At 71.4% G+C, this 20,484-nt stretch carries 18 protein-coding genes; 15 read left to right on the top strand and 3 right to left on the bottom strand.

Annotated elements, in window-relative coordinates:
- Positions 1-81 precede the first annotated feature (81 nt).
- Together Q7L73_RS07345 and Q7L73_RS07340 are read right to left on the bottom strand one after the other, a co-directional pair.
- On the bottom strand, positions 82-645 hold the full coding sequence (locus Q7L73_RS07345) for a hypothetical protein (RefSeq protein ID WP_304687718.1): 564 nt from the start codon (positions 643-645) through the stop codon (positions 82-84).
- Positions 646-662: 17 nt separating this feature from the next.
- Positions 663-4,076 (bottom strand): amidase domain-containing protein, encoded by a 3,414-nt coding sequence (locus Q7L73_RS07340; RefSeq protein ID WP_304687716.1) that lies wholly within the window; start codon positions 4,074-4,076, stop codon positions 663-665.
- 389 nt (positions 4,077-4,465) lie between these two features.
- On the opposite strand from Q7L73_RS07340, the gene Q7L73_RS07335 reads away from it, so the two are divergent.
- The 8 genes from Q7L73_RS07335 to Q7L73_RS07300 all read left to right on the top strand — a co-directional run bounded on the left by Q7L73_RS07335 (position 4,466) and on the right by Q7L73_RS07300 (position 10,883).
- Positions 4,466-5,050, top strand: coding sequence for a NucA/NucB deoxyribonuclease domain-containing protein (locus Q7L73_RS07335; RefSeq protein ID WP_304687714.1), 585 nt, complete (start codon positions 4,466-4,468; stop codon positions 5,048-5,050).
- A gap of 178 nt (positions 5,051-5,228) precedes the next feature.
- Positions 5,229-5,522 carry a helix-turn-helix domain-containing protein gene (locus Q7L73_RS07330; RefSeq protein ID WP_304687711.1) on the top strand — a complete coding sequence of 98 codons (294 nt, stop codon included), beginning with the start codon at positions 5,229-5,231 and terminating at the stop codon, positions 5,520-5,522.
- A gap of 13 nt (positions 5,523-5,535) precedes the next feature.
- Complete coding sequence (locus tag Q7L73_RS07325; RefSeq protein WP_304687709.1) at positions 5,536-7,185, top strand: ATP-binding protein; 1,650 nt, start codon at positions 5,536-5,538, stop codon at positions 7,183-7,185.
- Between the two features lie 23 nt (positions 7,186-7,208).
- Positions 7,209-7,499: an STAS-like domain-containing protein gene (locus Q7L73_RS07320; protein ID WP_304687707.1), complete on the top strand. Its 291-nt coding sequence runs from the start codon at positions 7,209-7,211 to the stop codon at positions 7,497-7,499.
- 87 nt (positions 7,500-7,586) lie between these two features.
- Complete coding sequence (locus tag Q7L73_RS07315; protein ID WP_304687702.1) at positions 7,587-7,724, top strand: winged helix-turn-helix domain-containing protein; 138 nt, start codon at positions 7,587-7,589, stop codon at positions 7,722-7,724.
- Between the two features lie 8 nt (positions 7,725-7,732).
- Positions 7,733-8,533 (top strand): sensor histidine kinase KdpD, encoded by an 801-nt coding sequence (locus Q7L73_RS07310; protein ID WP_304687690.1) that lies wholly within the window; start codon positions 7,733-7,735, stop codon positions 8,531-8,533.
- The gene (locus Q7L73_RS07305; RefSeq protein WP_304687685.1) at positions 8,530-9,228 is read left to right on the top strand and encodes an RcpC/CpaB family pilus assembly protein; all 699 of its coding nucleotides are present in this window, start codon (positions 8,530-8,532) and stop codon (positions 9,226-9,228) included. The genes Q7L73_RS07310 and Q7L73_RS07305 overlap by 4 nt, the downstream gene beginning before the upstream one ends.
- A 272-nt stretch (positions 9,229-9,500) precedes the next feature.
- The gene (locus Q7L73_RS07300) at positions 9,501-10,883 is read left to right on the top strand and encodes an HD-GYP domain-containing protein (protein ID WP_304687668.1); all 1,383 of its coding nucleotides are present in this window, start codon (positions 9,501-9,503) and stop codon (positions 10,881-10,883) included.
- Here the strand turns inward: Q7L73_RS07300 and Q7L73_RS07295 are convergent.
- Positions 10,832-12,148 carry an EAL and HDOD domain-containing protein gene (locus Q7L73_RS07295; protein ID WP_304687663.1) on the bottom strand — a complete coding sequence of 439 codons (1,317 nt, stop codon included), beginning with the start codon at positions 12,146-12,148 and terminating at the stop codon, positions 10,832-10,834. The two genes, Q7L73_RS07300 and Q7L73_RS07295, sit on opposite strands and share 52 nt — an antisense overlap.
- A gap of 79 nt (positions 12,149-12,227) precedes the next feature.
- On the opposite strand from Q7L73_RS07295, the gene Q7L73_RS07290 reads away from it, so the two are divergent.
- The 7 genes from Q7L73_RS07290 (at position 12,228) to Q7L73_RS07260 (ending at position 20,320) form a co-directional block, all read left to right on the top strand.
- Positions 12,228-13,427 (top strand): CpaF family protein, encoded by a 1,200-nt coding sequence (locus Q7L73_RS07290; RefSeq protein ID WP_304687656.1) that lies wholly within the window; start codon positions 12,228-12,230, stop codon positions 13,425-13,427.
- 79 nt (positions 13,428-13,506) lie between these two features.
- Positions 13,507-14,352 (top strand): type II secretion system F family protein, encoded by an 846-nt coding sequence (locus Q7L73_RS07285; protein WP_304687650.1) that lies wholly within the window; start codon positions 13,507-13,509, stop codon positions 14,350-14,352.
- A 232-nt stretch (positions 14,353-14,584) separates the two neighbouring features.
- On the top strand, positions 14,585-15,430 hold the full coding sequence (locus Q7L73_RS07280) for a type II secretion system F family protein (RefSeq protein ID WP_304687644.1): 846 nt from the start codon (positions 14,585-14,587) through the stop codon (positions 15,428-15,430).
- Between the two features lie 216 nt (positions 15,431-15,646).
- Positions 15,647-16,912: a nitronate monooxygenase gene (locus tag Q7L73_RS07275; RefSeq protein WP_304687638.1), complete on the top strand. Its 1,266-nt coding sequence runs from the start codon at positions 15,647-15,649 to the stop codon at positions 16,910-16,912.
- Positions 16,913-17,389: 477 nt separating this feature from the next.
- Positions 17,390-17,827: a division/cell wall cluster transcriptional repressor MraZ gene (mraZ, locus tag Q7L73_RS07270; protein WP_304687624.1), complete on the top strand. Its 438-nt coding sequence runs from the start codon at positions 17,390-17,392 to the stop codon at positions 17,825-17,827.
- Positions 17,828-17,843: 16 nt separating this feature from the next.
- Positions 17,844-18,806 carry a 16S rRNA (cytosine(1402)-N(4))-methyltransferase RsmH gene (rsmH, locus tag Q7L73_RS07265; protein WP_304715514.1) on the top strand — a complete coding sequence of 321 codons (963 nt, stop codon included), beginning with the start codon at positions 17,844-17,846 and terminating at the stop codon, positions 18,804-18,806.
- Between the two features lie 584 nt (positions 18,807-19,390).
- Entirely contained in the window at positions 19,391-20,320 is a 930-nt protein-coding gene (locus Q7L73_RS07260; protein ID WP_304687601.1) for a hypothetical protein, read from the top strand.
- Positions 20,321-20,484: the final 164 nt, after the last annotated feature.

Below are 20,484 nucleotides of genomic sequence, written 5' to 3'. Positions count from 1 at the left end.
AACGCAGCCGCGCCGGACGCCAGCCCCGATTCAGACGGTCAAGCTGAGCATTCGGGCGCTGTTCGTGGCGCCAGCAGACCGCTAGAGCCGCGGATTTTTGAACACCACGTGTTCGGGCAGTCTCGCGAGGTCTCTCCTGCCGCTAGGTGCCATCGGACCCTCGGGTCTGAGCCACCTCTTGTCGTAGGTCACCAGCATCCACCGGCCTCTTTCGTGAGCCATGCGAACGGTGTATTGCTCCAGCGGCAGCGAGACCAATCTGCCTCTCTGCGACAGCGTTTCCATCGCGATGAACTTCACGTCCGCGCGTCCGCTCTTGAGCCTCGTCGATTTCCATTGACCGACCGTAATGGCCTCCGTCCACGGCTGTGTATAGGCCCTGCCGCCAACGTTGGCGATCGCGTCCGAAACCAGTCTTGTCCGTCTCTCAACCCAACCATTCGCGACGTAGCGCTCCATCCGGTTCCGAAGAACCTGAGGCTCATAGGCTCGGGGCAACGCAGTCGCGTTGACGTCTGCGAGTACGAGTCTGACGCTCGCATTGCGCGCATCAGCTTGGGCCACGCCGCTCGTGGCCGACATCGGTCTAGCGTGATCGGTTCCGCCGCAACCGAGAAGACTTGCCGACGCGACTGCGGCGATCATGACGCAGCTTAGTCTCATTATCTCAGTCTGACGTGGATGACGCGGGTTCTCATGTTATCTCTCGCGATGGCGCTAGTTTGATTGTTCCATCCTGTGCGCCATGTCTCTTCTTTCCGATTGGTGCTGTGCTGCGAGATCTTCGTATTGGTGCCGTCAACCTTGACGATAACCGCGAGATGGCTCCAGCCGTGGCCCGTCCCCCAGTCGTATTCGACCACGTCCCCCAGTTCTGCTCGCGGAGACAGTTTTGCGGCCCCAGGTCTGGCTCTGATAAGGAACGCGATTCTGCGTGTGTTTCGCATGTAATAGTCGAAATCTCGGACAAGCGCCCAACTTCCCGAATACCGACGTTCCCATGAGATACGGCGCATGAACCACTTCTCCGTCATGTTCAGACCGCCACCGAAGTGCCAGGTTTGGCTGACGAAGTTGGTGCAGTCGTTCAGTTCGAATCCAGCGAACAGCCCGGTCCGAGGCGACAAGGCGTGTGCGTTGGCGTCTGCGACGACTCCCAGACGGTTGAACTTCGATGCTCCTGAGCTCGATGCTCTTGGGGTCGGAGGCGCAGGAGGTGAAGCGCCCCCGTTGTTGTCTGTCAGCGCCCGGCCGATTTGGCAGGACGGATCCGATGATGGATCGCAGCCTGCGGCCGAACCGTCGTTGTAGCGCTCCGGGGCACCGCCCGTCTCCTCGCCAGGAAGCGGGGGGTCGTCCGCTTGCGATGCCTCTGCGATAGGCGTCTCGTCCGTCGGGCCGTCAGGACCATCGGTCGCGATCTGGGCTCGTTCGGGTGCGGTCATCGGTGCGCCGAACCGGTAGATCGTCTGGTGGGTTGTTGGGTCTGCGAACGCGCTGTGCGTCGCGGAGGCGCTTGAATCCAACCCAAAATCCCAGCGGGCTTGTCGGGCGTCGGCTGTCAGAGAGTCCTCATAATATCCTCTGTCCGTCGGCGCGAGATTCCTCCAATTGGACTGGCGCCCGGGGTCTGTTGTTGCGCCCATAGCGACGAGGAGTCTTATGAGTTCAGCGGTGGTGTCGACGTGTTGATTGCTTCCACCGAATCGCCACGAAGTCGGGTACGTGACTCCTGCAACTCCGTCCCACGTAAGGGGGCTTCCGATGGGCGTCCGATCAAGGAACCCTTGCGGAACTACTTCGGTCGCGTTCAGATCGATGCCGAGCTGAGTGGCGACAGCGGCGGATGTGACGTGATGTCGCACACCCTCGCGAAGAAGATATACGGCCGCTTCTCCATTGGTCCGCACGCTCTCGGACACACCAACGATGTCGCCGAGGCGAGGAAGTGACTGGAGCGCACCGTCCGGAAGGACGCGGACCGCGTTGCCGCTGATCCCGAACGGCTGCAGAGTTTGAACCCAGTGGCGCGCAGATCTCGCGATGTAATACACGGCGGGATCGCTTCTTTCACGGATCAGAGAGCCGTAACAGTCGGCGAGAACGCGATCCTTGTCCATCTGACGGAGCAACGCCCAGATCGTCTCTGGATTGCTGCTCGTCCAGAGGTCGCTCTCAAGCCGCTGGAAGTCGATCGCATCATCGAGGCCGCCATAGAGCCACGCGGCTCTGTAGAACGTGACATCCCAGTCCATTCTTGCCACGTTGGTCGCCAGATCGCTCGTCTCTACCCGCAGGTGATGGACGCTGTCGGTCCATCCGAGCGCGAGCGGATCGACAGTGAAGTCCGCATTGAGAGCCGTTGGCAAGCAGGAGAGCGGGCCGCAGACGCGCTCTTTGTGCCCGAGCAGGAGATGCGGCGGGCTCAACAGCAGCTCCCACAAGTCGATTGTTCTCACACCGGACCCGGAGTCGTCGGTCATGACTCGGATTGAACCCGACGCGACACGGTCGCTGCTTCCCGCATACCAGAGCCCCCCGCTGGCTGCCGTGAACGGAGGCGTGTTATCTACCTTGATGACGAGCGGTGCAGTCTTCGTTGGGTTTGGCGAGGCGGAGACCAGCACCTCGATGGTATGGGTGCCCTCGCTAAGTCTTCTCGTGTCGATCTCGAATCTGGCGGAGTTGGAGAAGGCGAATCTCCCTCTCCACCAGCCGTAGCAGACTCTGGACTGGTCGAGCCGGAGGACGCTGGCGCAGTCGGTGCGGTAGCACCCGGAGGTGGCGCAGCCGGCTTGAGTGCCGCTGCCTCTCCCATCGATCAACAGCGTCATCGAGTCAATCCCACCGGTCATTCCTGGCGTTGTGCAGTTGAGAGATCCGCCGCATCCGCCGTCTGAACCCCAAGCGCGGACGCTGAAGTTGCCGCTAGCAAGCGCCACCGGGCCGCCCGACAGCACCTGGTTGCCGTCGGGGCCGTAGAGGACCGCACTCGGGGGAGAATCGACCATGGTCGGCCCCTGGCTGGGGTCGCCGGTGCTGTTCATCGGCACGTCGCCGATGAGAAGGTCTTGGGTGTGACCGTTGGCAAGTCTGAACCGCAGCGTTCCTGCGCTGTCCATATTCACGCGGAGGTGACACGTGCCACCCGAAGCCACGCCGAAATCGGAGCACTCGTCGGGATCTCGGCCTGCCCACGACAACTCGCCCCAAACGAAGTCGATGCCTTCGATCGAAGCAGCGTAGGCGCCGATGTTCTCGATTTCGAGGTCCGCGAACCCGTTGGAGGTAATCCAGGTTGAGTTCGCCCCTACCTGCAGGAACGGGCCGGTGGCGGCGTCCGGCACCTCGATCGGGATCGGCTGAAGGCTTTGAAGATCGATGGGGACGTCCCGATAGATCTCACCCTCGCTCCAGACGCGGACTCTGCCTCTGGTGCCTTCGAGGGTCACGGTACATGGGCTTCCAAGGACTCTATTTCTCGCGGCCGGGAGAGCATGCCCCGTGCAGCTGTCGGGTCTCGGAGTCCCACCCCAGTCGAGGTCGCCATCGGCTACCTCGACTCTGGTGATCAGGGCGTCAGCAGCACCGAAGTTCGTCAGGTTGACGGTGCCGTTGCTGAAAGACGCGAACAGGTTGACACCTATGTTCGGCGGAGATCTTGGCGGTTCGGGTTCGGGTTCCGGTTCCGGCTCGGGGTCGGGCAGGGACGCGCCGCCGAGCGCTGCGTACTCCACGGTTCTGTCATCGAAATAGAAGGCCAGGACGCCGCTTGAGCCGTCGAGGCGCAAAACGCAGGGGAAGCTGTATCCGGTGCATTCATCAGGATCGCGACCCGACCAACTGAGATCGCCTGAATAGATCGAGACGTTGGTTATCGCGCCGCCGCTCGCCGAGCCTTCCCAGTTTGCCCAGACTTCTCCGTTGGACTCGTCGAGAACGACTCTGGCCTGAGCAAGGGGACTCTGGACCGCTGCGAGCAGCAGAGCCGACGACAGGGCAAGCAGCAGACCGAGAAGGACCCGCCTTACTCGCTCCTCGCCTCGGATCTGCCGCGTGGCGGTGCCGCGACGCATCCGTGCTCGCATCTCTAGACCTCAATCTCTGTCCGGTCTCGGCTGGTACCGAGACGTAGCCCCAAGTCGGCGCCAGGATAGTGATCGTCGTTCTCACACACAACCGCTGCTCCGTCATGTCCATAAATTTCTGGTGTGCCGTGGGTTGAAGTGTTGAAGCGTCCGGCGTTCAACACTCGGGACGGGCGGCGCCCTCGCTCTCCGCCTGTCGGTCGCTGGTCTCGACGGATCGAACAAGGGGTGCGCAATCTCGCGGCGCTGCCGCCGGCGTAGGACGAGGCGCGGCTGTGAGGGCCGCGTTGCGTAGCTACGCGGCGCCGAAGCGAACGCGAGCGTTAGCTGGAGTGCGCGGAGCGCTCTGACCGACGGCGTCGCTACCGTCGCCGGCCGTGACGACCCGTCGGCCGGTGATCTTCTCGCTGATTGCACTGGTCGTGCTTGTCGGCTCTGCGATCGCCGAGCAGCCGGGCGCCCGGTCGAGCGCGACGTGCGCTGATTACCGGACTCAGGCAGAGGCGCAGCGCGAGGCTGACACCGTTGATGCCGACGGTGACGGGGTGTACTGCGAGGCGCTGCCGTGTCCCTGTCTCGGCGCGACGGATGAGAGGTCGGCTGGGCTGGGGAGGGGGGAGCAGAGCTGCGAGCGTGCTCGGCGAACCGTCGAGGTCGGCATCAGCTCGACGCGATATCCAGCCGTGCTGGCCCATATCGAGACTGCCGTGACGGCCGGCTGGCCGCGCGTGCTGAAGATCAACCGCAGGGGCGCCGAGCAGCGGCGGCAGAGAGCGCTCAGAGGCTGGCCGACCAAGCCGGGCTACGACCGCGACGAGTGGCCGATGGCGATGGCGCGACGCAGCTGGAGAACGCACGTCGCTTACGTTCCGTCTGCTCAGAACCGCGGTGCCGGTGCGACGATAGGTGTCAAGCTGCGCCGCTTCTGCGACGGCGTTCGGTTTACCGTCGTCGGCTACTAGTCATGGTGGCGTCGGCCGTCGCCGCTCCTCACTTTTGTTACACTTTATACGGTGAATTGGTGCTGTTTGCGTATTGATTCGCAACATCAACACACGTAGAGTTCTGCGTACAACATAAAGCGGCCCGGGTCGGTGCGCCAACACCAAGCCCGGGCCTACACAGGAGGCGTTAGCTCCTATGCCATTTCATCGTACTTCGCCGTCGGATACGGCTGCTCTGGTCGAGCAGAGAATCTTCGGCTGTGCTGTCCGCGAGTTGCGGGCACGCCGCGGCCTTTCGCAAGAGCAGCTTGGGTTCCACTCCGGTCTGCACCGAAACTACGTCGGCGCGATCGAGCGCGGCGAGATCAATCCGACCTTCCGCACGCTGCTGACGGTCGCTGGTGGACTGAGTCTGCCGCTCTCCGAGGTGATCTCCCTCTACGAGCTGCGCCGCCCCGAGCACCTCACCGCTGAGGGCGACGATGCGTAGCCGTGTGCCGCACGTGCGCGTCAAGCTCGCAGGCGTCTACGGCTTCGACGACGTCGAGCGGTTGCGCAGTGACCTCGACCCGCTCGCCGTCCTGGGCGAACCAGCGACCGTCGAGCTCGACCTCACCGAACTGGTCGACCTCAGCGCGCCAGCGTCCGCCTGGCTGACAGCCGTCGTCGGCCGGGCACAGCTCCTCGACCTCGTCCTGCACAGCACCATTCTCGGCGGAGCGACAGGCGGGGCGGATCCCGGCGCTGGTGGAACCTTCCGCAAGGTGGAGGAGTTCGCGTCGAACCCGGACCTGCGCCGGATCATGCCCGGCCTGGTGAAGGAAGTGGCGGAGCGTATCGGCGCTGACAGCGCGGCCGCCGGCAGCCTTCGCGTCTGTCTCGACGAACTGGCTGAGAATGTCGTCGCCCACTCCGGCTCGCCTGCCGGCGGCATGATCGCCGTCCGTCACGACAGCGACAGCAGCACGCTCGAAATCGCAATCGCCGACACCGGCATCGGGATCCGCACCTCGCTGCAACGCAATCCCGCCTACGCCACCCTGCAGGATGACGTTGCGGCAATCACCACGGCTCTGGAGCCCAATGCCACCGGGCGACCGCGCACCAACGGGGGGTTCGGGCTTGCCGTCGCGCGGGGACTCGCCCAAGCGCACGAGGCCTCGCTGCGCGTCCGGTCAGGCCGAGGGGCGGTCAGCGTAGACGGAATGACGCAGCGGGCGGTGCGAACCACGGGCGAGTTGCGCGGCACCATCGTGGCGCTGCGGATCGCGACCGACAGCCCCCTGTCGATCAAACACGTCTACGACGTGCTGCACGACGCATTCGAGTTGCGGATGCGGCAGCAGGGCTTCGGTCACGGCGAGATCAATGAGCCGGCCAGGGCGCAGACAGTCTCGGGCGTGCATCTCGCCACCGAGCGTGCCTCAGTGCCGGCAGACTCGGTGGGCACTCCCGCCACTCAGGATCTCGATGCACGCGACACCTACGCCGAGCGCGTGCTGCTTGGCGACTCGGTCGACGAACAGACGGTGCCGTTCCTGCATCTGGGGCCGGCCACCTACGCACTCGGACGCTACTTCCCGCGCAAGCACGCACTCCACACTGTCCACGGGCTGACCCGGCTCGTTCGCGCGGCCAAGCGCGACTGGCGCGCTTGCGAGCTGGTTGCCGACCTGTTTGCGACGACCGTCCCCCAGCTCTTCGGCAGTATCGGATCTCCCGACATCGTGGTTTCGGTGCCACCCCGTCCGGGCCAGGCATTCGACCGGCTCGCGGCCGCCCGGTCGCGTGTTGCCGCCAGATGCGGAGCCCGAGACGGCGCCGACGCGCTCAGCATGCGGTGGCTCGTGCCCGACTACAAGCGGATGGGGCGCAGAGACCGGATCGCGTGCTCAGCAGGCAGGTTCGTTGCTCGTGACGTAGCTGGTGCCAACTGCCTCCTGCTCGACGACGTGATCAGCACAGGCGCCCAATCTGGAGACTGTCGGCAAGCCCTCGAAGCTGCTGGCGCCCGATCGGTCACAGTCGTCGCACTGGCGGCCGCGCCCTGCCGCGACGGCCAAGGCGAGTACCGGCTCGCAGCCCCGATACGCCGGCCGAGGACCGTCGCGGGCTGCGGCAGGCACTTGCCGAAGCGAGCGGTCGCCTCCTGATCTGCCTCTATCCTGTAAGCCAAATGGGCGTCAGCACGACACACACCACCATCAGACCAGCAGACCTGTTCGGGCCGGTTCTCGTTGGTCGAGACGAGGCCGCGGACCTGCGGCGCGACGTCGAGCAGCGCGTCGAGGCCGGAGAGCGAGTCGTGTTCGACTTCTCCGGCGTCGTCGCCCTGGCGCCCTCCTTTGCCGACGAGCTGCTCGCCAAGCTCCCACCGCACGCGCTCGACGGCGGCAAAGTCGCCGTCGAGCATCTCGACCGCTCCAGTTCGGGGCTCGTCGAGATGGCGATCTCGCGTCGGCGGTAGCCGCTCGGACGAGCGGCGCGACTTAGTGCCGCTCCACGAAGTACCGTTGGTAACAAGGACTCAGGACCGTATGGGAAGTTCGTACGTGTGCTGGGATCGACACGCACGCTTGACTCGCACGCCTGTCGCCTGCGCCACAAGCTCGCACGCGACGGCGAGCAGTTCGTCATCAACGTGTGGGGAATCGGCTATCGCCTCTGTGACGGACCGGTGGGGGCGCGATGAGCGTCGTGGTGGCAGTCAGCGGTTGGGTCGCAGCACTTGCGGCGACCGGCGCGGGCCGACTCGTGCTGGCACGGCGGATGGAGCTGGTCGCGCGGGCGGCCCACGAGCTGCGTGCGCCGCTCACCGCGGCGCGGCTGGCGACCGAGCTGTACCTGCGCGGCGACCTGCCGCTGCGCGTGACACGGCCGGAGGCGGCCGTCGGAGGCCGCGGCGGGCTTGCGCCGGCCCGCCCTCTGCGCGTCATCCCGCAGCCGTTCCGCGACGCGCTGGAGGGGATCGGCCTGGAGCTGGACCGGGCGCGGCTCTCCCTCAGCGACCTCGCCGAGGCACCGCACGGCCGCCGCGCCGCCGACCGGATCACGACCTTCGACGTCGGCGTCCTGCTGGTCGACGCCGCCGAGGCGTGGCGGGCCGCGGCGCGCGAGCGGGGCGTGCGGCTGAAGGTCGACCAGCCGGTCGGCCGCGTGCTGGTCGACGGTGACCGCGTGCGGCTGGGGCAGGCCTGCGGCAATCTGCTCGCGAACGCGATCGAGCACGGTTCGCCGGCCGACGACGACGGGGAGATCGTGCTGCGAGCGCGGGCCGGCCTCCACACCGTCCGGATCGAGGTGCTCGACGCCGGCCCCGGGCTGCCTGCGCCGGTCCCGCAGCTGGTCCGCAGACGGCCCCGCGGCGGCCGTCGCAGCCGCGGCCGCGGGCTCGCGATCGCGGCCGACATCGCCGCGCGCCATCGCGGCCGGCTGGCGGTGGCGCCAACCGATCAGGGCGCGCGGATGGTGCTGGAGCTGCCGACGGCGGTGGCGCGATGAGCCATCGCAGACGAGCGCTCCTGCTGCTGGCGCTGGCGTTGCTGCTGGGGCTGCTGGCGGCGTCGAGCGTGCAGCGGCGCGAGGCGGCGCTGAACGCAGCGGTCGGGCCGTCGGCGACGGTTCTGGTGACGGCGGCGCCGGTCGCGGCCGGCGCCGCGCTGGCCGACGCGCGGCCGCTCCTGCGCGCGCTCCCGCGCCGCTGGGCGCCGCCAGACGCGCTGACCGATCCGGGCCTGCTGCGCGGCGCGCAGGCCGCTGTGGCGCTGCCGGCCGGCGCCTATGTGACGCGCGCCGTGCTGCGCACGCCCGGAGCGGCGGCCCCGGCCGTCGGGCCGGGGGAGCGGGCGGCGGAGATCGTCGCCCGCGGCGACCCGGAGGCGATCGTCGCGGGCGGGCGGGTCGACGTGCTCGTGACGCGCGACGGCGTCGACGGCCGCCCTGGCTCGACCGTGCTGGCGCTGGAGGACGTCGAGGTGCTCGCCGCAGCAGCGGTCGCCGGAGCCGAGATCGCTCCGTCCGGCGGCGGCGCGGAAGCCGGTGCGCGTGTCTCGGCGACGCTGCGGGTGACCGTGCGCCAAGCGGTCTTCCTGACGGCCGCGCAGAGCTTCGCGCGCGAGCTGCGGCTGCTGCCGCGCGCCGCGGCCGACCGACGTCACGGCCGGCTCGGGCTCGCGATCGACGAGCGGCTGAGATGAGCGTTCTGGACGCGCGCGCCTCGCGCGTGCGCGAGACGCGCAGCGGGCATGGTGCCGGGAGCCGGAGGTCAGCGCGCCAGAGCGATCCGTCCGCTCCAACGGCGTCATCCGCAACCCGGACTCAAGGGATCGCTCCCTCGCGCCGATCCTCCCGCAGAGCGCATGTCACGGAGACTGTCGCCAATCGGGGTCGTGCCCGCCGCCGCAATCGCGTCGGCGACCGTTGTCGTGCCGTCGTCCGGCACGGCCAGCTCGTCGTGGGTGACGGTCGCGTGAAGCGGGCCGAGGCGCCCTCGCGGCACGAGATCCGGGCCGAGCTGGCGATCGGTCTGCCGTTCCTGGCGGCAGCGATCGCGATCGCGCTGCTGTTCGACTCCGGCCGTTCGCTGGAGGCCGGTCCCGCGGTGTTGCTGGTGCTCGCCTACGGCGCGCTCTCGCACGTCCGCTTCTATGCCGGCGCCGGCCACACGGTGCCGACGCAGCTCGTCTTCGTGACGATGCTCTACACGCTTCCGACCGAGCTCGTGCCGTTGCTGGTGCTGATCGGGATGATCGTCGGCAACGTCCCCGACTACGTTCGCGGCAAGCTCCATCCGGGGCGCGCGCTGATGCTCCCGGGCGACGCCTGGCACGCGGTCGGGCCGGCGCTGGTGCTGCTGACGGCCGGCGCGGTCGACGCGACCGGCGGCGACTGGATCTGGCTCGCGCCGGCGCTCGTCGCCCAGTTCGCGATCGAGCTGGTCGTCTCCGCGATCCGCTCCAAGCTCGCACTCGACATACCGCTGCGCGACCAGCTGCGCGCGCTCGAATGGGTCTGGCTGGTCGACGCGCTGCTGACGCCGGCCGGCGTGCTCGCCGCGATCGCCTCCGTCGACCGCCCCTACGCCTTCCTGCTGGTGCTGCCGCTCGCGCTGCTGCTGACCGTCTTCGCGCGCGAGCGCAACGAGCGGCTGGAGCAGGCGCTGGAGCTGGGCGACGCCTACCGCGGCATCGCGATGCTGCTCGGCGACCTGCTCGAGGACGCCGACGAGTACACCGGCGGCGATCACACGAAGGGCGTCGTCGCGCTGTCGCTGGAGGTCGCCGAGGAGCTCGGCCTCGACGCGCGCGAGCGCCACAACGTCGAGCTCGCGGCGCTGCTGCACGACATCGGCAAGATCGTGATCCCGACCGAGATCATCAACAGACCCGGCCCGCTCGACGCGAGCGAGTGGGAGCTGATGAAGACGCACACGATCGAGGGTCAGCGGATGCTCGACCGCGTCGGCGGCCCGCTCGCCGACATCGGCCGGATCGTGCGCGCCTCGCACGAGCGCTGGGACGGCAGGGGCTACCCCGACGGCCTCGCCGAGCGCAGCATCCCGAAGGAGGCGAGCGTAGTCGCCGCCTGCGATGCCTTCAACGCGATGACGACCGATCGCTCCTATCGCTGCGCCCGCTCGCCCGAGGCCGCGCTGGACGAGCTGCGGGCGCACGCGGGGCAGCAGTTCGCGCCCGAGGTCGTCGAGGCGATCGTGCGCGTCGTGATGCGCGAGGCGATGCGCAGCGCAGAGGACGCGGTCCCGGTCGCCGACGGCCGCCGGCTGCCGGCCAGCGAGCTCGCTCAGGCGGGGATCGACGTCAGCTCGTCGTCGCCGTCGTCGTCGCTCTCCTGAGCGGCGGCGTCGGTCTCGGCCTCTTCGTCGAGCGCGCCGCAGGCGGCGTCGGCCCAGCGCAGCGCCGCGATGTACAGCTCGGTCATGTTGAGGCCGGGCAGACGCTGCTCGACCTCGCGCAGGTCGCCGCGCTCGTAGGCGATGATCGCGGCGAGCGCGTCGCCCATCGGGCCGCTGCGGTCCAGCAGCGCGACGCGCGCCTCCTCGTTGAGCGGCAGCGCCTCCAGCACCTCGTCGAGCGGCGCGTCCATGATCGCGTCCATGACGGAGAAGAGGCCGACGGTGAAGAAGGCGTCGGAGCCGACCGTCGCCGCCGGGCGGCGACGTCCGATCAGCTCGCAGAGGCGCCCGCGCAGCAGCGCGGTGACGGTCAGCTCGTTGGGCTTCTCCTCGTCGCCGGAGAGCGCGATCAGCGTCGCCCAGCGGCGGACCGCCTTCATCCCCAGCATCATCAGCGCCTCACGCACCGAGGCGACGTGGCGCGGGAGGTTGAAGAAGGCCGAGTTGAGGTAGCAGAGCAGCCGGTAGCTGAGCCCGACGTCGCGCGTGATCACTCTCTCGAACTCCTCGAACGAGAGCGTCTGCGAGTAGAGCGTCGCGAGCGAGTGCAGCTCGGCCAGCCTCGTCGTCGGCGGCGTGTGCGAGCGGACGACGTCGGGCGTGCAGAAGAAGAATCCCTGGAAGCCGTGGAAGCCGAGGTCTCTGCAGCGCTTCAGCAGGGCGGGCGTGTCGACGCCCGCGGCGATCAGGTTGGTGGTCGCCGCGCCGAAGCGGTCGGCGGCGTCGCCCAGCTCGTCGGGGGAGAGGCTGGAGACGTCGAGCTTGATGCTGTGGGCGAGCTGCGCCAGCGGCGCGTCCGGCAGCGGCCCGAGCGGGTCGCAGGCGAGCGATATGCGGTACTCCTGCTCGGCCAGCCGCTCCAGCACGGTGCGCACGGCGGAGTCGGCCGAGTCGGGGGCGGCGACCTCGAGCACGACGCGGTCGGCCGGCAGCGCGAAGGCGTGCAGCTCCAGCAGGAACCGCCGTGACAGCCGCACGTGCGCGGGCTGGCGGCCGACGACGACGCCGACGCCGAGACCGGTGAAGGTCTCGACGATCACGCTCGCGGTGGCGCGCTCCTCGTCGAAGCCGGCACGGCCGCTGGCGCCCCGGAACAGCAGCTCGTAGCCGACGACGCGCATCCAGCGATCGTGGATCGGCTGGCGCGCGATCGCGACGTCTCCGTCGGCGGATGGGAACGGGTGGTCGGCGAGCTCGACGCTCATCTCCCAGTTGATCGGCCGCAATCGCCGCAACTTGCGTCTTCAGGGGGCGAAATTTTCGTTCAGCGGGCTCTACCCCCTCATGAGCGGACGAGCGGAAGCGCTGGATGAGGCGGCAGCGGCGCTGCACGGGCAGCTGGTGCAGCGGGCCGGGGAGGACGGCGGGGAGGCGCCGGAGCGGATCGCGGCGCTGGTCGCGCGCGACGGCGCGCTGCTGAGCACGGCCGAGCGCGGAGAGCTGAGCCGGCGGGTCGCGGAGCGCGCCTTCGGGCTCGGGCCGCTGGAGCCGCTGCTGGCGGACACGACCGTCGACGAGGTGATGGTCAACGGCCCCGAGCGCGTCTGGGTCGAGCGGGCGGGACAGATTGAGGAGACGGATGCGGCGTTCGCCTCCGAACGGGAGCTGCGCCACGCGATCGAGCGGATCCTCGCCCCGCTCGGCCGCCGCGTGGACGAGGCCGCTCCGCTCTGCGACGCGCGCCTCCCGGACGGGTCGCGCGTCAACGTCGTGATCCCACCGCTGGCGCTCGACGGCCCGCTGCTGACGATCCGCCGCTTCCGCCGTCGCGGCTTCGACCCCGACGATCTCGTCGCCGCCGGCACGATCGACCGTTCGCTGCACGACTTCCTGCGCGCCTGCGTGCGCGCACGGCTGACGCTGCTGGTGAGCGGCGGCACCGGCTCCGGCAAGACGACGACGCTCGGGGCGCTGTCGTGCTTCATCCCGCAGGGGGAGCGGATCGTGACGATCGAGGACGCCGCCGAGCTGCGGCTGCGGCAGCCGCACGTCGTGCGGCTGGAGGCGCGGCCGCCGTCGCTGGAGGGGCGCGGCGAGGTGACGATCCGGCGGCTTGTCCGCAACGCGCTGCGGATGCGGCCCGATCGGATCGTCGTCGGCGAGGTGCGCGGCGGCGAGGCGCTCGACATGCTCGGCGCGATGAGCTCCGGCCACGACGGCTCGCTCTCGACCGTCCACGCCGGCTCGGCCGAGGAGGCGCTGCGGCGGGTCGAGACGCTGGCGCTGATGGCCGACGTCGCGCTGCCGCACGCGGCGATCCGCGAGCAGGTCGCGAGCGCGATCGACCTCGTCGTCCAGCAGCGCCGCCAGGCCGACGGCAGCCGCCGCGTCGGCGAGGTCAGCGCCGTCGAGCGGGTGGCGGGCGGCATCGGCGTCCGCCCGGTGTATTCGCTGCGCGACGGCGTCGCACGCTGGCACTCCCCGCTCCCGTTCGCGCTCGCCGAGCGGCTGGGCGACGCGGGGTGGGGCGGGGTGGAGGCGTGAGCGCGGTGACGGAGCGGCGGCAGGCGCCCACAGCGCGTGGGCGCAGGCGACGGGCAGTCGCGAGCGGCGGCACGGGCCGATGACGGCGGCGCCACTGGCTGGTGCGGCCGCGGCGATCGCGGTCGCGGCGCTGTGGGAGTCGGTCGCGGCGGCGGAGGCGCTCGCACCGGCACACTGGCTGGAGCGGACGCTGGCGCCGCTGTCGGCGGTCGCGCGCGGCGGGCGCGAGCCGAGCACGCCGGAGCGGCGGCGGCTGGCGCTGGTCGGCGCGGCGACGCTCGTCGCCGGCGGCTGGCTGCTCGCCGGACCGGTCGCGGGTCTCGCGTGCGGTGCCGGCGGCCCGTTCGCGGTCACGGCGCTGCTGCGAGCCCGGCAGCGGCGCTACCGCGCCGAGCTGGAACGAGCCGCGCCCGCGGTCGCGCGTGCGATCGCCGACGCGCTCGGGGCCGGGCACTCGATCGGGACGGCGCTGAGCGAGGCCGCGGACGGCGCCAGCGGGGCGGCCGCCGTCGAGCTGACCGCGATCGCCGCCGCACTCGCGCTCGGGACGCCTGCGGAAGCGGCGCTGGAGCAGTTGCGGACACGTGCCGGCAGCCGCGCGTTCGACACGCTCTGCGCCGCGATCCTGCTCCAGCGCGAGGCCGGCGGCGACCTGGCGACGTTGCTGCGAGAGCTGGCGGCGGCGCAGGAGCAGGCGGCCCGGCTCGCCGACGACGCCCGTGCGGTCACCGCCCAGGCGCGCTTCACCGGGCTCGTCGTCGGCATGCTGCCGGCCGGCGCGGCGGCGCTGGCCGAGCTGGCGCGGCCGGGCACGCTCGGAGAGATCGCCGCGGTGCCGATCGCGGCCTGGATGGCGCTGTTCGCGCTGGTGCTCCAGTTCGCCGCGCTGGTCGCGATCCGCCGGCTGGCGCGGGTGATCGCATGAACGCCGCGCCGCTGTCGGCACGACAGGCGCGCGCGATGCGCGGCCGCAAGGCGACCGCCACTCCCAGACCCCGCCCGATCTCCGCAGCGGAGCGGCAGTGGACGGGTGTACGCAAGAAGGTGAGACGGCCTGCGAAAGCCGTAGGCCCCTCGGGTGACGCGCGTGGCGCGGCTGCGCCCGCCGCGCCCGATGTCTGCTCAAGCTCCGATGCAGGTGACGAGCGGGCGCGCTCGTGACGCGGGCGGTCCTGCTGGGGTGGCTGGCCGGCGTCTGCGCGGCGGTTGGGACCGTCGAGCTGGTCGTGGCGCTGCCGCGGCATGGCGGGGCCACCGGGGAGCGCAGCGCGTGGTGGCGCGCGCTGCTGCGGCTGCTCGCCCGGCTCGGGCGCCGCGCCGGTGCGCCGGCAGCGCCGGGCGACTTGCGGGTGCGGATCGCCGCGGCCGGGGCTCCGTTCGGGCTGCGGCCGGGTGACGTGATGGCGGTCAAGGGCGGCGCGGTCGTGCTGGCGTTCGGCGTCGCGCTGCTGCTCGGCGCGCTGCTGCCGGGGCGGTTGGCGCTGCTCGCGCCGGTCGCGCTGCCGGCGGCTGCATTTCTCGCCCCGGACCTGTGGCTGCGCCGTCGCGCGCGTGCGCGCGGGCGAGTGGTCGAGCGCGAGCTGCCCGACCTGCTCGACCTGCTGCGGGTCGCGCTCGCCGCCGGGCTTCCGCTCGAACGGGCGATCGGCGACGTCGGCCGGCGCGCGAGCGGTCTGCTCGCGCGCGAATGGCGGGCAGTTGCCGCCGAGGTGCAACTCGGCGTGCCGCGCGAACGTGCGCTCGCCGGCTTCGGGGAGCGCTGCGCGTGCGATGGCGTCGCGGCGCTCGTGCGCACGCTCGACCGCGCCGCCCGTCACGGCGCCCCGCTCGGCGAGGCGCTGCTCGCCCAGGCGGCCGAGGCGCGCGCCGCGAACGCCCGCCGGCTCAACGAGGCGGCCGCCCGCGCCGCGCCGAAGATCCAGCTCGTCGTCGCGCTGCTGCTCGTCCCGTCGGTCCTGCTGCTGGTCGCCGCGGCGCTGCTGACCGCGTTCGCCGGCGGATGAGGGCGCGGCGGGCGGCGGCGTGGCGTGCGCGGCGGGCGGCGGCGTGGCGTGCGCGGCGGGTGGCGGCGTGGCGTGCGCGGCGGGCGGCGGCGTGGCGTGCGCGGCGGGGTGGCGGGCGGCGGCGTGACGGGTGATGGTGTGGCCGGCGGCGGGGAGGGTGGTGACGCGTCCGGCGGCGGCGTGACGGTGCGCGGCGGGGCGAGTAGGTTGGGCTGCATGGACCGCTTCGCGCTCACCGATCTCGACCATCCGATCGTGCAGGCGCCGTTGGCCGGCGGGCCGTCGACGCCGGCGCTCGCGGCCGCCGTCTCGGCGGCCGGCGGGCTCGGCTTTCTCGCCACCGGCTACAAGACACCGGAGGCGGTCGGCGAGGACGTCGCTGCGGTGCGGGCGCTCACCGACGCTCCCTTCGGCGTCAACGTCTTCGCCGGCGGCGGGGCGCCGGCTGCTGCGTCGGAGGTCGAGCGCTACGCCGGCGAGCTGGCGGGGGAGAGCGAGCGGCTCGGGGTCGCGCTCGGCAGCCCGCGCTTCGACGACGATCAGTTCGCCGCCAAGGTCGAGCTGCTGATCGAGGCACGGCCGGCGGTCGTCTCGTTCACCTTCGCGCTGCCGCCGGCCCGGGTCGTCGAACGCCTGCACGCCGTCGGCAGCGCCGTCTGGATCACGGTCACGACGCCGGGCGAGGCCCGCGCCGCCGTTGCTGCCGGGGCCGACGCGCTCGTCGTCCAAGGCGCCGAGGCGGGCGGCCACCGCGGCACCTTCGACGACGCCGAGCCAGGTGAGATCGCCCTGCTCCCACTGCTGCAGCTCGTCACCGCCGCGACGGCGAGCCACGCGAGCGTGCCGGACGGCGCAACGGCAGAGGCGGCGAGCGGCGCGCGGGTGACGGATGGCGCCGTGGCGCCGACGGCGGACGGCGCCGGCGTGACGGATGGGGTCGCGGCGCTGACGGCGGGCGGCGCGGGCGTGACGGATGGGGTCGCGGCGCTGACGGCGGGCGGCGCGGGCGTGACGGATGGCGCCGTGAAGTCGCCCGGCCTGCCACTCGTCGCCGCCGGCGGGATCGCCAACGGCGCCGGCGTCGCCGCGGTGCTTGCCGCGGGCGCCGCAGCCGCGCAGCTCGGCAGCGCCTTCATGCTGACGCCCGAGGCCGGCACCTCAGCGCCTCACCGAACCGCGCTCGCCGACCCAGCGCCGACCGCGCTCACGCGCGCCTTCAGCGGGCGCAGCGCGCGCGGGATCGTCAACCGCTTCATGCGCGACCACGACGCCGCCGCGCCGCGCGCCTATCCCGAGATCCATCACCTGACCGCGCCGCTGCGCGCGGCCGCCCGCGCGAACGGTGACGCCGACGCGATCAACCTGTGGGCCGGCCAGGCCCACGAGCTGGCCGAGGCCCGCCCGGCCGGCGAGCTGGTCACCCAGCTCGCTGTCGACGCCCGCACCGCCCTCCGCACCGCCGCCGCCCGCTTCGGCGCCTGACGCCGCCGCCCGCGCTCGCGCCTGACGCCGCTCACCGCGCGCGACGCCGCGCGCCGCTGCCGCGCGCCGCTGCCGCGCGCGCCCGCTGCTGCCGCGCCGCGCCACCCACTGACGCTGCCTCCACCGCCTCCCACCGCTGCGTGGGGGAGCGTGGGGCGTCCCACTTCGGCACACCTGACGGACGGAAACCCCACCGTCCCGGCATTCGCCTGCAAGACGACGCCCAGATCTGGGCGCTGCATGCGGCTGTGCGGATTCCGCCGCTGAGGCCTCCCACTCCGCCCCACCGCGCGATGACCCGTGCTGAAGGGGAAATCGGGAGGTCGGCGAACTCACAGCTGTGACCGGTGGGTGAAAGGGCGGCAGATGAGTTGCAAAGTGGGAGAGAGTGGGTTAGCTTGCTCGGCACACGGACCGGAGTGGCAGGGCTCCTCCCACCCAGCCACTCCGGTTCGGAATCTCTTCAGGCGATGACCCTTGACGTTCCGCGGCACCTTCGACCTCACGCTCGACGCGAAGAACCGGCTGACGGTTCCGACGCGATACCGGGCCGCTTTTGCGGAGGGAATCGTCTTGGCCGCGGGACTCGAGGACTGCGTCGCGATCTGGCGCCCCGAGGATTACGACGCGTGGACGGCGTCCGCGCTCGAGGGGCACAGCCCGCTCTCGCCGGAGTTCCGCAAGCTCAAGCGCCACTTCACGGCCAACTCGCATCCGACCGAGCTGGACGGCGCGGGGCGCGTCATGGTGCCCAGATTCCTGCTCGACAGCGGGAAGCTGACGAAGGACGTCAGCGTCGTCGGGGCCGGGGAGTGCCTCGAGATCTGGGATCGCATGGGCTGGGCCGCGTACAACGGCGAAGTGCTGGAGAACGTCTCGGAGATCGCCGCCGGCCTGCAGTCGACCGGCGGCTGAACAGTTTCCATAACCAGTGGCCACACTGCTTGACATGACCGGCATCCACATCCCCGTCCTCGCTGGCGAGCTGATCGAGCTGCTCGACCCGCAGCCGGGCCAGGTCGCCGTCGACTGCACCTTCGGCGGCGGTGGCCACGCGCGGCTCGTCGCCGACCTGATCGGCCCCACCGGCACGTTGATCGCGATCGACCGCGATCCGATCGCCGAACAGCGCTTCGCCGAGCTGTCGGACGAGGTCGCCTGCGCGACCCGCTTCATCCGCGCCGACTTCGCCGCCGGCCTCGAGCTGCTGCGCGACGAGCGCCAGCGCGCCGACCTCGTCTACATGGACCTCGGCATGTCCTCGATGCAGGTCGACACCTGGGAGCGCGGCTTCTCCTACGCCTACGACGCGCCGCTCGACATGCGGATGGATCCCGACCAGGAGCTGTCCGCCCACGGCATCGTCAACAGCTGGGACGAGCGCCAGCTCGCCCGCCTGCTGAAGGAGTACGGGGAGGAGCGCTACGCGAGCAAGATCGCCCGCGCGATCGTCCGCACCCGCGCGCAGGCGCCGATCGAGACGACGCAGGAGCTGGTCGAGGTGCTCAAGAGCGCGATCCCGGTCCCGGCGCAGTTCGCCGGCGGCCATCCCGCCAAGCGCACCTTCCAGGCGATCCGGATCGCCGTCAACGCCGAGCTGGAGCAGGTCGACGAGGCGCTGCCGGTCGCATGGGAGCTGCTCTCGGTCGGCGGCAAGCTCGGCGTCATCACCTTCCACTCACTCGAGGACCGGCGTGCCAAGCGCTTCCTCGCCGATCGTGCGCAGGGCTGCATCTGCCCGCCCGACCTGCCCGTCTGCGCCTGCGGACGGACGGCCGAGGGCGAGCTGTTGAGCCGTCGCGCGATCGCCCCCAGCGCGGGCGAGGTCGCACACAACCCGCGCGCGAAGTCGGCGCACCTGCGTGGTGCGCGCAAGCTGAAGGAGCTGTCGTGAGCCCGGCGCCCGCCACTGCCGCCGCCCGTCGTCGAGCTGCCGGCCCCGGCGGCGCAAGCGGGGACGGAGGACCGTCGCGACGCAACCCCGCGGCGCCCTCCCGCCGGGTCTCCGGCCCGGCTGCGCCCGCACGCGCGGCCGAGGCCCACGAGCTGCCCGAGACGGGCCTGCACACGGCCGCGCCGAGCATCGCGGAAGAGCTGTACGAGCGCGTCGAGACGGCGCGCACGCCGCGCGTGAAGCGCACGTCCGCGCCGCGGTTTGCGGAAGACGAGCCGCGTTATGCGGAAGACGAGCCGCGGTTTGCGGAAGATGCGCCGCGTTCTGCGCAGGCTGCGCCGCGCAAGCGCACGTCCGCGCCGCGTGGTGGGGCGCCGCGTGGCGGCGGGTCCGGCGGCGGAGTCGGCGTCGCCGCGATGCGGGCGGCGATGAAGGAGCGCAAGGCGGACGCAGTCCGTACGGAGGCGCGCGCCGTTTCGCCGGCTCGCGCGGGCGCGTCGGTGCGCGGTGACGTCGGTCCGCGGATGGGCTCGCGCGGTGCTGCGGGCGTCGGCGGGCGTGGTGGATTTGGAAGCGCGGGCGCGTTGACCGGGCGTGTCGCGGCGGTCGCCGCAGCCGCTGCTGCGACCGCGCTGCCGCTGCGTGAGACCGCTCCGCCCGCGCCGCGACGGGTGCCGCGTCCGGCTCCGGCGCCGCGCCCTGCGCGCGGGGCGCGCAGCGATCTGCCGCTCGGCGCGCGCTTCGTCGCGTGGGTGCGGGCGCTGCCGGACCATCGTCTGCTCGACCGCCTCATCGGCGGCCGGCTGTGGATCGTCCTGATCGGCACGCTGCTGGTCGGGCTCGTGACGCTGCAGCTGTCGCTGCTGAAGCTCAACGCCGGCATCGGCGAGGCGGTGCAGAAGAGCGCCCAGCTGGAGGAGCAGAACCGCGCGCTGCGGCTCTCCAACTCGCAGCTGTCGGACTCCGAGCGGGTCATCGCCGAGGCGGGCAAGATGGGCCTCGTGATGCCGCCGCAGGGCTCGCCGCGGTTCCTGCACACCGCCGGCAGCGACGTCGGCACCGCGATCCGCACGATCAGAGCGCCCGACGCCGCGGCTGCCGCTGCCGCGTCGGCCGCAGGCGCGACCGACGCATCGACGAGCGACAGCACGACGACCGACGCGAGCACCACCGGCAGCGGCGCCGACACGACGTCGACCGACACGACCTCGACCGACACGACGACCGACGGCAGCGCCGCGGGCGTCGCCGGCACGTCCGATCCGACCGACACGAGCGGCGCCGCGACCGGCACCGCAGCGACCGGCACCGCCGCGACCGGCACCGCGACCGACGGCACCGCGACCGGCACGGACACGACCGGCACCGGCACCGACACGTCCGGCACGGGCACCGACGCGACCGGCGCGGACAGCGCCGGCTCCGGCGCCGCGCCGACCGGCACCGCCAACAGCGGGACCACCGACCCCACCGGCAGCACCGACGCCAGCGGCGGCGGCGCCCCGATCGGGTGACGCGCGTGGCGGAAGCGGCCTCGGCGCTGGGAACGCGCGTGGCGGAAACGGCCTCGGCGCTGGGAATTCGCGTGGCGGCAGCGGCCGCGACGCTGGGAACGCGCATGGCGGCAGCGGCCTCGGCGCGGGGGACTCGCGTGGCGGCGCACGCCGGCCGTGAGGGC

Origin of the sequence: Conexibacter sp. CPCC 205762, from assembly GCF_030646155.1 — a bacterium.
Taxonomy (GTDB): domain Bacteria; phylum Actinomycetota; class Thermoleophilia; order Solirubrobacterales; family Solirubrobacteraceae; genus Conexibacter.
Note: the sequence above shows the minus strand (reverse complement) of the source record. Positions and strands in the feature narration are given on the sequence as shown.